The 13,648-nt window shown below is 59.3% G+C and carries 12 protein-coding genes; 3 read left to right on the top strand and 9 right to left on the bottom strand.

Translation table 11 applies throughout. From position 1 onward, the window contains the following. Positions 1–46: 46 nt before the first annotated feature. Positions 47–859 (top strand): substrate-binding periplasmic protein, encoded by an 813-nt coding sequence (locus tag FX982_RS07615; protein WP_172610207.1) that lies wholly within the window; start codon positions 47–49, stop codon positions 857–859. Here FX982_RS07615 and FX982_RS07610 read toward each other — a convergent pair. From FX982_RS07610 to gcvA, 9 genes are all read right to left on the bottom strand, one after another. Beyond that, positions 843–2,645 (bottom strand): FAD/NAD(P)-binding protein, encoded by a 1,803-nt coding sequence (locus FX982_RS07610; protein WP_172610206.1) that lies wholly within the window; start codon positions 2,643–2,645, stop codon positions 843–845. The two genes, FX982_RS07615 and FX982_RS07610, sit on opposite strands and share 17 nt — an antisense overlap. Beyond that, on the bottom strand, positions 2,636–3,643 hold the full coding sequence (gene sbnB, locus FX982_RS24745; RefSeq protein ID WP_438826305.1) for a 2,3-diaminopropionate biosynthesis protein SbnB: 1,008 nt from the start codon (positions 3,641–3,643) through the stop codon (positions 2,636–2,638). The genes FX982_RS07610 and sbnB overlap by 10 nt, the downstream gene beginning before the upstream one ends. Further along, a complete protein-coding gene (sbnA, locus tag FX982_RS24740) occupies positions 3,636–4,655 on the bottom strand; it encodes a 2,3-diaminopropionate biosynthesis protein SbnA (RefSeq protein ID WP_438826304.1) in 1,020 nt (339 codons plus the stop codon). Before sbnA ends, sbnB begins: the two co-directional genes overlap by 8 nt. Continuing rightward, positions 4,652–6,010, bottom strand: coding sequence for a SidA/IucD/PvdA family monooxygenase (locus FX982_RS07600; RefSeq protein ID WP_172610205.1), 1,359 nt, complete (start codon positions 6,008–6,010; stop codon positions 4,652–4,654). Before FX982_RS07600 ends, sbnA begins: the two co-directional genes overlap by 4 nt. 54 nt (positions 6,011–6,064) lie before the next feature. Further along, positions 6,065–7,012 (bottom strand): ABC transporter substrate-binding protein, encoded by a 948-nt coding sequence (locus FX982_RS07595; protein ID WP_172610204.1) that lies wholly within the window; start codon positions 7,010–7,012, stop codon positions 6,065–6,067. Next, positions 7,009–8,133, bottom strand: coding sequence for an NAD(P)/FAD-dependent oxidoreductase (locus FX982_RS07590; protein WP_172610203.1), 1,125 nt, complete (start codon positions 8,131–8,133; stop codon positions 7,009–7,011). The genes FX982_RS07595 and FX982_RS07590 overlap by 4 nt, the downstream gene beginning before the upstream one ends. Positions 8,134–8,153: 20 nt before the next feature. Next, the gene (locus FX982_RS07585; RefSeq protein WP_172610202.1) at positions 8,154–9,662 is read right to left on the bottom strand and encodes a methionine--tRNA ligase; all 1,509 of its coding nucleotides are present in this window, start codon (positions 9,660–9,662) and stop codon (positions 8,154–8,156) included. Then, positions 9,662–10,105: a cupin domain-containing protein gene (locus tag FX982_RS07580; protein WP_172610201.1), complete on the bottom strand. Its 444-nt coding sequence runs from the start codon at positions 10,103–10,105 to the stop codon at positions 9,662–9,664. Before FX982_RS07580 ends, FX982_RS07585 begins: the two co-directional genes overlap by 1 nt. A 404-nt stretch (positions 10,106–10,509) precedes the next feature. Continuing rightward, a complete protein-coding gene (gcvA, locus tag FX982_RS07575; RefSeq protein WP_172610200.1) occupies positions 10,510–11,418 on the bottom strand; it encodes a transcriptional regulator GcvA in 909 nt (302 codons plus the stop codon). A 156-nt stretch (positions 11,419–11,574) separates the two neighbouring features. On the opposite strand from gcvA, the gene FX982_RS07570 reads away from it, so the two are divergent. Together FX982_RS07570 and FX982_RS07565 are read left to right on the top strand one after the other, a co-directional pair. Then, on the top strand, positions 11,575–12,498 hold the full coding sequence (locus FX982_RS07570) for a DMT family transporter (RefSeq protein ID WP_172610199.1): 924 nt from the start codon (positions 11,575–11,577) through the stop codon (positions 12,496–12,498). Positions 12,499–12,666: 168 nt separating this feature from the next. Beyond that, a complete protein-coding gene (locus FX982_RS07565) occupies positions 12,667–13,599 on the top strand; it encodes a LysR substrate-binding domain-containing protein (RefSeq protein ID WP_172610198.1) in 933 nt (310 codons plus the stop codon). The last annotated feature ends 49 nt before the right edge of the window (positions 13,600–13,648 follow it).

Genomic DNA, 13,648 nt, shown 5'->3' with positions numbered 1-13,648 from the left:
TGCTGCTACCTTACGATCAGGGGCAGACACGCTGCCGGGGGAACGTATGGGGCTTCGAGGAAGATTCATCGTTGGTTATGTGCTCGGGCTGCTCATGCTGCCAGCCGTGGCTGAGCCGTATGTCGCGGGCGGAGCCCAGTGGAAGCCCTATGCCTACGAAGACAAGGACGGTCATCTCGCAGGGATCTCCATCGACATCGCGCGACGTGTAATGAAGCTGGCCAGCCTGGACGTTACCTTCGTCACCTACCCGGTCAACCGCCTGCAGTCGATGCTGCGCAAGGGCGAGATTGATATCAACTACGCCGACTCACTGATCTGGAACAGCCCCGAGGAGCAACGCCGATACGTGTTCTCCAAACCCTACTCCACGGTCAAAGAGCACCTCTATTTTCTGGCCGATCACCCTGCGCGCTGCCAGACCATCGCCCAACTTGAGCACCTCATGATCGGCATGGTTCGGGGCTACAACTACCGGGCCTTGGACCCGGCCATCGAGAAGCGACGCCTGACCCGTCTGGAAACCTCCAAAGACGAGGCGCTGATCAAGCTGCTCCAGAGCAAGCGCGTCGACGCCATCGCCATGGTCGACGACATCTTTGATGAGCTGATTTCAAGCAATGATCTCGATCCCGGCCAGTTCGTCCAGGGCGCACGACTCAGCGAAGCGCCGCTGGTGTTCAAGCTTCAGCCGCAATACGCCTCGTGGTTGCCGCGGATCAACAGCGCGATCGACAGCCTGAACAAGACGGGTGAGCTGGAGCGCATTCGACGCAAGTACTTGCCGGGGACACAGGGGCGCAGTGACTACCCAGCTGGAGCCAGCTCTACTGGCAGGGCACTCAAACTATTGCCCTGACGTCCACATTCAACCCCAACATCTCACGAGCAATTCGGTCGGCATCGACGAAGGCACGGGAATAACTGCCCGAGGATGGGACATAGTGGTTGTAGTAGGTCGACCCTTCCACCAGTGGGCCGGTTATCCACAGATTCGGTTGTGCTTTGCCTTCACCGTCTACAAGCACGCCCTCACCGTTCTCGGCCAGACTGTGGATAATTCCGTTGCTCTGTAGCGAGCGAATGATCTTTGGCAGCGACGATATGTCACAGGCAGTGCTGACGTGAGCCTTAATAATTCTATTTAAGGGCATCGCCAGATTGCCCGCGAGTACCACTTCCGGCCCCGCTCCCTCGGCACTGTGGATAACTTGAGCATGGCGCACCCAATGGACAATTCCTGCGTCGGCCAAAGCCAGCAGCTCCTGGTGACGTTCCTTTTGCGGCCCGGCCACCATTTGATTGACGTGCGGCGCATATTCTCCGAAAAAGATACGGCTCGAATCAGCTGTTAGCCCTCGGTTATCCACAACGCGGCGGAGCTGCTCACGACAACTTCTCCACACCTCAACCGCGGCTTTAATCGGGCTTGCATCAAGTCCCAAAAGGCTCTGCCCGATGTCGCGTTCGATGAATGCGCGCATGGCCTGGGCGTAGTCAGCAGATTCCATGATAGACATGCGCGGGTTATACACAGTCTCGTCCAGTGGCGGCGAGTTGAAACGTGCTGTCATTTCTGACGACATGGTTTCAAGCCGGCCTGAGTAATACGCGCGCGCAACTTCCGCTTTGATCCTCACTGCCGATTCGCCTTTTTGGGAGGCGATCATCCCGAAGTATTCCGCGAGCATTTCAGCCTTAATCAACGGCAGGACCTGCTGCTCGAAATCCAATCCGGCAGGGTTTTCCGTTCGCAGATTAGCGATAGCCGACAACGTAAAAATCAGTGCCGCATTCGAGGTCCGATGAGGCACGATGTCCGGCCGTGTGCGATACGGCAGACCACTGCGCGAGAACATATAGATACGCGGCTCTCGCCCACTGGGCTTATAGCGTAAGCCTTCCGCCCATTTGGTGAATTGGCCTCCGCGACCAACCGTCAGATCGGCAACGACGTCCATGGCGGTCAGGCCTAATCCTTCGATGCCAACCGCTTCTGTGGATAACTTGAAATCGCGCGAATCAAGGTGTGCTTCCTTTGTGAACGCTCCGGGCAGTTCCTTATCATCATCCTGCAACCGCCGCGCATGACCCACTGTGATTGCCAGCCAATCCACCGAACACTCGACCTCGGCTGTGGAAAGAACAAACTGGCCCATGTCGGTGTGCTCAATGTTATCCACAGCGTGCGGATGATGAACGACGCGCACGTTCCCCGGCAGACTGCGAACGACTTCCTCGTAAGTCCACGCCAGATACTCCCCCAGCCAGCGGCGCGGCAGGAATTCGTTGGGTCGTACGCTGCGTTCAGTCGATTTAAAACGCAGGCACCATTCGTAAAAGTTGGGTCCTTGGCGTCCTGTGTGCCCGTCGAGGGCGGCCGTGTCTGGAAACATCGAAATCTGCGAGGCAACGGTGTTGAGCATCAGGTATTCAGGCTGGTCGACGGCGTGCAAGCCTGGCCCCGGGGTCTGGGGGTCGAATACGTTTACCTCGATCTGCCGGGGCGTATTGACCGCCAGCGCACAGATGCGCTCAAGCACCGTCAGCCCGCGTGAGCCGCAACCGACGATACCGAGTCTGATGGCGGGTTTATCAGAGCCTGGGGATAACTTTTCGCCGGCCAGCGCTGCGCTCAGTTCCATCTCAGGGTTTCTCCGAAGAACGACTCAATGGCGATGCCACGGGATTCTGCCAGTGCGGTGTCGACGATGAATTTGCTCAAGGCCAGGTCCAACACGCCCAGGCCGAAAGGCGAGAAGATCGAGGGCTTCGCAGGATCAAGCTCGACCTCGCCACGGATGAGGCCGGCCAGCGTGCCGTTCACGAAAGCGCGGCTGCCGGTCAATTGCTCGGCCAGATGCGGCGATGTGTTGGCCTTCATGCAGTGCTCGATGTCGTCGCAGAGGTTGTTCGCCTCCAGTAGCAACTGGGGCGCGATGTCCCGCAACGAAATGTTCAACACAACCTGCCCGGCGCGAAATGCCAAAGGCGGTTTGACGTAAGGCTCGCCGGCCGTGGTGGCGAAGATCACCAGATCGGCTGCCAACGCCTGTTCCAGCGAGCCAGTCCGGGCTGTGCATAAGTCGACATCTTCGATAAAGCCTGTCAAAGCGTCTGCAGACGCCATGTCAAAGTCGTGCACAACGGCGTGGCCGATATCCCATCCTTCAACGCTGAGCATTCGCGCGATGGTGCGGGCAATCACCCCAGCCCCGATAAATCCTACGCATGCAGCCTTACGTGACTGACCGTTGAGCCAGTAGGCGCCCGACGCCGCCGAAGCAGCCGTTCGCACCGCGCTGATCTGCGCACCTTCTAGGCAGGCGAAGGGATAGCCAGTCTCGCGGTCGTTGAGGATCACCACGGCTGACGCCCTGGGCTTCTGCTGAGCGACATTGCCGGGAAAGCTCGAGATCCACTTGATCCCGGCCACGGCATCCTCTCCCTCCAGCGCCGCCGGCAGCGCGATGATCCGGTTGGCAGGCTGTTTAGGGAAACGCAGAAAGTAGCTGTCCGGGTTGAGCGTCTGGCCGTCGTGGTGCTGCAGATACACCTGCTCGATGCGCCGCACCATGTCGTGGGCGTGGCTGTCGAGGATGTCTTTGATGACTGCGCCGGGGATCACGTGAAAGTCAGACATTCAGCGCTTCTCCCTCGAACGTGTGGACGTACTGCTTCAGATACCGGGTGATCGGTTGCGAGCTGAGCGCAGTCAGCTCGGCGCGGCCGAACTTCTGCATGACCCACTCATCGTTGTAGATGGTTTCCAGGTAACGCTCGCCGGCGTCCGGGGAAATCGCCACGACAACGGCGTCTTTGGGAATCCCCAGCGAGGGCGAGGCCAACCCGGCCACCACGGTCCCGGTGGAGCCGCCGGCCAGGACGCCATTGGATTTCGCCAGCCAGCGACACATGGCCACGGTGGCGCGCTCATCCACCACTTGCTGCTTGTGCAACTGATGGGCGCGGAATATCGGCGGCATCTGGCTGGAGCCAAGTCCCGGAATGAAGCGCGGGCCGGGTGCCTGACCGAAAGTCACCGAACCCGCACTGTCCACCGCGATGATCTCGGTGCGCGGCGAATGCTTGCGGAAATACTGCACACAGCCCATCAAGGTACCGGTGGTGCCGGCGCCGACGACCAGGTAGTCCAGCGCCGGAAACGCGATATGAATCGAGCGCGCCGTGGTGTGTTCGTGGGTCTTGGCGTTGGCCGGGTTGCTGTACTGGTTGAGCCACAGATGACGGGGATCGCGGGCCACGGCATCGCGGATGTAACGAATGCGGGTGCCCAGATAGCCATCGTTGTCATCGCGCTCGGTGACGATGACGATCTGCGCGCCAAAGGCTTCCATCATCTTGATGTTGTGCAGGTTGGTGTTGGGGTCGACGACGCAGCAGAACTTGTAACCGCGCTCGGCGCAGATCATCGCCAACGCCACGCCGAGGTTCCCGGACGAGGACTCGATCAGCACGGTGTCCTTGTGGATAAGTCGGCGCTCCGCGTAGGAATCGATCAAGCCAATGGCCGTCTTCATCTTGATCGAGCCCGCAGGGTTGCAGGACTCAAGCTTCAGGTGCAGGTTTTCAAAACCCAAGCCTTTTACCCTGACGAAGTTCGAATCGCCGACGATGTGGGAAATGAAGTTCATGGCCGTGCCTCGACGCGTGCAGGCCGGGTGTAGCTCGGCATGGTCACCACCGGCGCGCGCTGCCGGGGCTGGGTCGCCAGCAACGCATCGGTCAGGTGCTGCGCACGGAGGGCGACCATGGAAAACGACTGAGCGTCGCTGATTCCGTGGGTCTTTTCCGACGTGCCGTTGGCCAAAATCTGCACGCCCTCGCTGTGCTGCAGGGCAACGCGGTAATGCCGGTCGACCGCAAGCGTGCCGTCCTCGTCGCGCACCAGCCAGGGTTGCAGCAGGGTCAGCAGCGGCGGCACTGCGAGCTGTTCGTAGCCGGTGCCCAGGACAATCCCGTCGACGTACAGCACGGTTTCAACGCCGGTATTGCTGTCACGCAGCACCACCGAATAGGCATCGCCCACCTTTTCCACCGACGTCACTTCGGACCACGCATGCAAGTTCAGACGTCGGTGGCCGGTGACCTCGCCTTCGTACATGAAGGAGTAAAGCGACTGACTCTCGTCGACGTCGATGCCTGCGTAATTGGTCGACCGGATTTCTTCAAACACCCGGTTGCGGCGGCCCGGCTCCAGGTCGTGGAAATAGTCGACGTGCTCCGGCAGGAACGCCATGTTGGGGAACTGTCCCAGCTGTCCCACCTTGAAACCCACACCGCGGTGCACCGAATGCACCTGCGTGGTGGGCGCGGCACCGAGCAAGTGCGTCACCGCTTCGCCCGCGCTCTGACCCGAGCCCAGCACCAGCCAGCGTTGGGCGATCGGACCGCCGCCGAGGTGGATGTTTTTCAGGTACTGGGACGTGTGGAAGACACGACCGCCGAGATGCGGGCTGAATGCGTTCGGTATCCGGGGCAGGCTGCCGTGGGAAAGCACCAGCCGCTTGGTGCGATAAGTGCCCTTGGCCGTTACGACATCCACGCCCTTCAGGATGCCCTTTTCCGCCACCGGTAATACATCGAGCACGCCTTCGTCGTAGGCAACGTAGTCCTGGAGTTGCGCAGCGACCCATGCGATGTAGTCGGACCATTCGACCCGGCTGGCCGGACGTCCGAGCAATCCGAATTTGTACAGCCGCCCCATCTCCTTCAGGTACATGGCGAAGGAAAATCGACTGCGCGGATTGCGCGGCGTCACCAGGTCTCGAAACACATGGTGGTTGATGTCTGTACCGGCCAGCAGAAACGCGCCATGCCAGGTTGAATCACGCCCTTTTTCGAAGAACCGCACGCGCTGGAAAGGCTTTCTGCCGTTGTCTTCCGCGTCATCTTCCAGCGCACAAGCCAGTGCGATACCGGCCGGGCCGAAGCCGACCGAAATGACGTCCAGCGATTCACGCACACCTTCGGTTTCATACTGAGTCATGGTCATTCTTCCTGAAAGTTTCAAAAGACGTGGCAAGCGTTTGGGCAGGCCGCTTCAACACAGCAGACGTCGTTCATGGGCGTGCTCGTCGGTGTAAACCCACAGCGAAACCCGCGCGTGATTGTTCTCCCCGTCGCGGAAGCTGACAGGGCCGGCAGGGGTGGCAAAGTGATCAAAACGTAGCGCGTCCAGCAGTTCGCGCTGATCAGCGGCGGCTCGGTCCACCAAGGCAAACGCTGCAAGCGTCTCGACGGCGTAAACCGGCGCCTGTTCGGCGTAGATCTGTTGATAAGTCGCATCGAATGACTGCGCCTCTGCCAGATCTCCCGCCATGGGGAAGCTGATGACGAACACCGTGCCGGTTCGTTTCAATCCTTCCACCAGCGCAGGCGAAGCGGCATCGTCGGTAAAGAAAAGGGGCAATTCGCAGCCATTAGCGCGCTTATCCACAAGGAACTGCCGACTGGCTTTCAAGCGACCGCAAAACACCACGGCATCGGCGTTATTCACATCGTCGACCACTTCGACTGTGGATAACTGCGCTGCCTCACGCAGTTCATGCATTTGCTGACGCCCATGCAGGCTCGGGTCAGTGAACAAAGCGAGCCTGTGCAGGCCTTCAGCTTTGGCAAATTCGATAAGGCGTGTGGCCAACATTCGGTCAGACGCACAAATGCGGAACGTGGTTTTCCCGGCGTCGGTCAAGGCTGCGCAGGTGGACGCGGGCAGGATCAACGGAATTCCGGCCTGTGCATAACTTTCAACAACTGCTGCGGCAGAGTCCGAAGCAAAATGACCAATCACAGCATCCACCTTCGCGTCGATGAAATGCCTTGCAGCCGCACGGCCGCCTTCAGCGCTGGCGCCGTCATCAAAATAGAAATGGCGCGCGCGGCGTACATGGGGGAACAGGTGACTGGACAGGTACACGCTGCGCAAGAAACCGCGCGCGTGCAGTGTGGTGCCGACGTCGAGTGCCGCGCAGATACCCAGGCGCATCATGACAACACCACCTCTGCGAATCGCGAAGGGCGGAACGCTTCCATGACCGATCTATAAGCCGCATCCATCGACACGCCGGACATCAATCCGCCCAGCTCGAATGCCAGCAGCTCTGCAACATTGGGTGCCATTTTGAAGCCGATCCCGCAAAATCCGGTGGCTATAAAGACGTGGCTCTTGGCGCTGGAACGGCCGATCAGCGGGCGACCGTCTTCGGTGTACGCGTCCCAGCCGACCTGTGTGACCACCGGCAAACTGTGGTGCCGGTCGTAGCCGAGACGAGAGACGCGGTCCATAACGTCTTGCTCGTTATCCAGCGGCGCCAGGTTCAGCTGATCCGCATGTTCTGCGCGCTGGCGTCGCTGGCCGCCCACTTGCACGAGATTGCGTCCAAGCGGCAGCAGGTAGGTATTCAGATGGTGAGCAACGATCGGCATGCTCGGGGCCTGGTCGCAGCCGAAGCGCGTGAAGGGGATCGTCCGCGCGTGCACGGCGTTGCTCGGCCGGGGCAAAGGGCCGCTGGCGCCACAGGCATCGACCACCCACGTCGCTTCCAGGCACAGCTTGCCGGCATGAACCTGAACATGGCCGTCCAGTTCGACGCAGCGATCCACGGCAAGGTGATCGAGGTACGTCGCTTTTTCACTGACGTAGCGGCACAGGTTCGAAACCGTGACACGGGCATCCACCGTGCCGCCCTTACGTTCGATAAGGAGGCATTCCCCGGCACAGAATGGCGAGAAACGGCCGTTATCCAATGCATCGACGGATGCGTGCAGTTCAATGCCCTCACAGCCTTCGCTGTCCACCGCCTCCAGGTATTGCCCGCACACTTCGGCGCTGGCGATGTAAGCGACGCCACTGCGGTTAAGTGCGCTTTCGTAGAGGGCGTGGACGATGCCTGGATTGCCGTAAAGTGATCCGCGCCGGGTCAACGGACGCAGCGCGGCGTCCAGCTCCAGACCGCGAACGATGCCGCCCGTGTCCCGCGTTGCGCCCTGGGCGCCAGCGATGCCTTTCTCCATCAGCGCCACATCGAGGCCGCTTTCAACCAGCGCCGCTGCGATCGAAGCGCCCATGATGCCGGCCCCGATCACGATCACATCAAATGAAGTTTTCATCGTCGTCGCGCGCCTCTCGGTCAGATTTCGTACTCGACCGCGCTGACATACACCAGCTGCTGCAGGACTTCTTTTTCAGTAAAGCGGCAATAGCGCAGGATCTGTTTCGCCAGATCCGGGAACACCGGCGCGCCGATGGCACCGATCAGCGCCATGTACGGCAGAATCCGCTTGCCGAGGGTCTGACGATCACGGGCGGCGTTGATGATGTCCGACAGCAGCACGGCGAGCCCCTTCATGCTGAAGTGATCCACCGACGTGGCTTCGAACCAGCGCGCGACCAGAATCTTGAGGGCCGCAGCGTCTGCCGCACTGACTTTCAGGCTGTCGCCGTCCACCCGTTCGCGCTCAGCCTGGGTGGCCAGTTTGGCCAGGACCTCATTGAAGGTGTGTTCACGCCAGGCGGAGAACTTCTCGACATCGAAGTCATCGGTATCCTGCTCCGGCGCGATCAACGCCAGATAGAAGCGCGCGCTGTCAGTGCAGGCGTCGGCCACCAGGTCCCGCGCCCAGATCGCATAGTTGCGGCTGGTGGAAAGGTTCTTGCAGTTCAAGGTCAGGAACTGGTTGGTGTAGAAGGTCTGGCGCATGCGATAGCCGTGCATGGTCTGCAGCAGCGAGGGGTAAACCATCATGTGGCTGAAGGCACAGTCATAGCCCAGAAAGTGCACCAGGCGGCCTTTGCCGGAGCGGCAGTATTCGTCGTACTCCCACGGCGCAAGCTTGTGTTCGTTGAGGTATTCGCGAAAGGCCGCCAGGTAACCGGACAGGCCCATGACCCAGGTGTGTATGCGCCGGCTGCCATCGGGCTTGAGATCCAGCCCGCCATCGTAAGGCCGGGTAATGCCCCAGTCCGCCGGACCGATTTCGAATTCCTCCTCCAGGAAACGGCGAATGAATGGCCGTAGTGGCGCATGTTCGAACGTGCTTTTGAGGTGGTTGCGGAAATTCGACAGCGCCAGAAATTCACGCTCAATGGGACGCCAGATCATGGGCGTCGCACATAACTTGCAGCGGAAGTTACTCATCTTCGAGGCATTGGGCGTGTGCGCGCACTCTTCGCACTGGCTGGCATCCGAGTCCGAGCCACAGTGGTCGCAGTTGCCCCGCCCAAAGGCTTCGTAGCCCCACTTATCACAGTCTTCGCAATACGGTTCCTGGCTGACTTTTTTGTAAATGGCCCCCGCCTTTACCGCGTACTCGTACATCTCCTCGACGGCGTTCTTGAAGTAGCTGTTGCCGTACGGGCGCATCCAGAAGTCGACTTCAATACCCATCTTCTTCAGCGTGTCGTTGATCTTGTCGGTGTTCTCCAGCGCAAGTGTTTGAGGCGCCCGGTCCAGCTCGATTCCTCGCCGCAACATGTAGGACTGATAGTCATCGGAGTATGAGACGAGGGTGCAATCGTGACCGCGTTGACGTTGGGCGCGGGTGAAGATATCTGCCGCGAGAAACGGCCCCGCCATATGACCGATATGCAAATCACCATTTGGCGTGGGCGGCGTGATCGTCACGAGTAACTTGCCCATCACGACGCCCTCTGATCGGACACGTCATGAACCGTCGCCTTGTGCAGGGCGAACTCATTGGAGGCCAGTGCCTGCCGGGCATCTTCATCGAGAAAGCGGTTGGCGGAATCTCGGTCCCACCACACGACGTAGAAGTGGAAGTCTCCGTCAGTGTCGTTGAATACATAGTGATCGGTGTGTTTGGGAATGGCGGCGATGTCACCCATGGTGAACGGGTAGGTCTGATCTCCCACGATCAACTGAGCGGTACCCTTGATGCCGATAAAGAATTCCTGGTCTATCTGGGTGTGCGACAAGGATTTGGTGTGGGGTCGCACGACGCACCAGCCACCGCCGATGGGCGTCGGATAGCCGTTCCACGGCAGTAACCTTGCGCCATCCAGATCATATTCATGAACCAGTTTGTCCCACGCCATAGGGCGAAAAATATCGAAATCAGTCATGAGGTTTTCCTTCAGCCAGAGCATCCTGCTCGCTGTTCTATCGGCGCCAGACTGAGCTGACGGGCGCGTGCCAGTTAAGGGATAAACTGAAGAAAAGTGCCCCAGTGGGCAAACTAGAAATCCGTAAGCAGCGGTTAAGTTTGACTTAACAGGCGTTGGCTTAATTGTTTGAATAATCAGTAAGTTGACTGGATTTAACAGCGTGGGTGTATCACCCGTGGACACTGAAGCAGGACTTAACTGCGTTGATAACTAACCAACACTTTATGACACCGCAGAAATTGAGGGTGTACGCACTGCCCGCTTCCCGGCTAAAGCCAGTCCTACACATAATTACTGTAGGACCGGCTTTAGCCGGGAAAACGTCAGTGGCCACAACGCAGACTGGGGTGCGTAAGTCCGAACTATCGCGTGGTGAATTCACGCTGACTGGCGACGGCCTGAGACACTAGCCAGTCGCGAAACAGTTTGCTGGATTTGGGGAGAATGGCCGTCTCGTCATAAACCAGGTAGTAGGCAATCGGCGTGTCGATCGTCGCGCGAAACGGTACGACCAATCGGCCGGACGCCAGCTCTTCCCGAATCAGCGAACGACGCACCAGCGCAATGCCCATCCCCGCCAGGGCGGCCTCGATGACCCCGTTGGAATCTACGAACACCGAACCTTTGTGAACAGCGGCCTCGCCATCTTCGATACCCACTGCACGGAGCCATAATGCCCAGTCTTCACGGTGTTCGTCATGCAGGAGGTTGTAGCTTTTCAGGTCAATGGGCGAGGACAGATACCGGGAATCCGGCAGCAGCGAGGGGCTGCAGACAGGCTGCAGTCGGTCGTTGATCAGCATCTCCACTTCCAGACCGGGGTAACGCCCAAGGCCGTGGCGCACGGCGAAGTCGACACCGTCGCCGAGCAAATCAACCAGCCTGTTAGTGGTGCTGATCAGCACCTCGATGCCGGGGCAGATGGCCTGGAAATCAGGCAGGCGGGGCAGCAGCCATTGCATCGCAAAGCCGCTGGTGCAGCTGACAGTGATTGTATTGGGGCCGTTGTCGCTCATCAGACGCTGAGTCGCGTCGGATATCTGCCCGAGCGCGGGACGAATGGCCCGCAGGTAGATCTTGCCCTCGGCAGTCAGCTCCAGGCGCTTGGTGTTGCGGATGAACAGCGTGACGCCAACGGCTTTTTCGAGCTTGGCGATCTGTTGGCTAATGGCCGCAGGGGTCACGAACAGCTCACCGGCCGCGCCTTTCATGCTGGCGTGGCGCCCCGTCGCTTCAAAACACAACAGCGCGTGCAGGGGCGGGAATTTCATGCCTGACCTCGGTTAAGAAAATCTAATGTGCTTAAGAAAAGCTCGCTTGAGCACCGCCCTAGACACTGCTCAAATCATCACACCCCGACTCGAGGAGCGTCAATCAACAACTTTTCGGTCAGCGGATCAGCGATACGGATCAAGAAAGGAAGCGCAATGAAAGTCTCCGACTACGTTCGACTGATTGTTCTGGCCGCCATCTGGGGAGCCAGTTTTCTGTTCATGCGCGTTGCTGCCCCGGTATTGGGCGCGTTGCCGACCGCTTTCTTTCGCGTGTTGCTCGGCGCTATTGGCTTGATGGTGATTCTGGCCATTTTAAGAACCCGGCATGAGTTCAACGGCAAGTTCAAATCCACCTTAATCCTGGGCATCATCAACTCCGGCATTCCGTTTTTGATGTACAGCATGGCGGCCCTGTTATTACCCGCAGGTTATTCCGCAATCTTGAATGCGACCACTCCATTGATGGGCGTATTGATAGGTTCTGTGTTTTTCAGTGACTCACTGACGCCCAAGAAAGCCATAGGCGTATTTCTTGGTTTGCTGGGCATAACCTTACTCACCACCACAGGCCCGGTGACGTTCACCACGTCGGTGGTGATGGGCGCACTCGCTTGCCTGGTCGCGACCAGTTGCTACGGCGCCGCAGGCTTCCTGACCCGTCAGTGGATCGGCGATCGGGGAGGACTGGATGCCAAGCTCGTGGCATTCGGTAGCCAGATTGGCGCGACGCTGTTTCTGCTGCCCTTCTTCGCCGTCTCCGCGACCGTCAACCCGCCAGCCACCTGGGGCGACTCAACCGTGTGGCTATCACTGGCAGCCGTTGGTTTCTTGTGCACGGCGTGCGCTTACATTCTGTACTTCCGCCTGATCGCCGACATCGGGCCGGTCCGCTCGCTAACCGTCACCTTCCTGATTCCGCCCTTCGGCGTCCTGTGGGGGGTGATGTTCCTGGGTGAAAAGTTCTCTGCCGGACACCTTTACGGCGGCGGCCTCATCTGCCTGGCCGTATGGTTCGTGTTGAGCCAAAGCAAGCCGAAGCCGGCACCTGTTCCTCAAGACCGCGCCGCCACAACCTGACAGCAACGTTATCCAGGGCGCCGGGTAAACACCCGGCCGGGCCCGGCTGTGCCTGAAATATCCAGCGTCGGGTGATAAGAACGCTTTGGGGATTCATCCGATGGCAACTCAAAGACGCTTTTCCGTCACTTGGCTCACTTGCAGCACACTCACGGCGAGGTATGCAGGATGAGCAGAGCGATCCCGTTGATAGCCCTCCGCACGTTCGTTGAGGTGTGCAAGGCCGGCAGCATGAAACGTGCAGCGGATCAGCTGTGTGTGTCGCCGGCCGCCATCAGCCAGCAGATCAAAGGGTTGGAGGACCAGATCGGCAGGCGCCTGTTCGAGAGAGACGCCAAGGGCATCCAGCTCACCCCATCCGGACGCAGCCTGTTCGACGAACTCGCCGGCACCTTTGACGTCATCGAAAAAGCCTGGTCGCGTGCCGCACTCAAGGCGCCACGTCAGACGCGCCTGGTGATCAGCACGACCTCTACCATTGCCAGCTCCTGGCTGATCCCGGCACTGAGCAGCTTCAAAGAGCGCTGCCCCAACGTCGAGATATCGATTCAGATCTGTAACGGTCTTTCGGAGCTCAAGCACGGCCATGTGGATATCTGCATACAGCGTGAGACGGCGGCCTGTTGCGACAACCACGCGACGCACCTGTGGTCGTCCTACCTGATCCCCGTGTGCAGCCCGCACCTGCTCAGCACCCAGCGCAATATCGAGAGCCCGCAGGATTGCCTGACGTTCCCGCTCCTGCAGGACACCGAGCGCAATTACTGGAAGGTCTGGATGAACGCATTCGGCATGAGCAATCGCAAGATGATTCAGGGTTCCAGCTATGGCGACGAATCCCTGTTGATAAGTGCGGCTTGTGCGGGTCAAGGCATCGCACTGGTCAACAGCGTCTTCGCTTCCGAGGCTCTGCAAAGCAAACGGCTGGTGCAGGTCACCAATGCCACGGCAGAGCTCAAGTTCGACTATTTCGTCTATTGCGCCAAAGAGCGGCGTGAAGAATGGGCGATAGCGGAGTTCATGAAATGGGCCGTGCGGCAGGCGGGCAAGACCGCGAAGGGGCATGCGCGGGAGATTGAAAGCGCGGGCCAGGTGGCTTGATTCAGTTCGGACAAGACTTTGAAAACATCTTTCAATTAATCATGGGGCT

The sequence above is a fragment of the Pseudomonas graminis genome (assembly GCF_013201545.1).
Lineage (GTDB): Bacteria > Pseudomonadota > Gammaproteobacteria > Pseudomonadales > Pseudomonadaceae > Aquipseudomonas.
The sequence above is the reverse complement of the archived record's forward strand: the minus strand, read 5'-3'. Positions and strand labels throughout refer to the sequence as shown.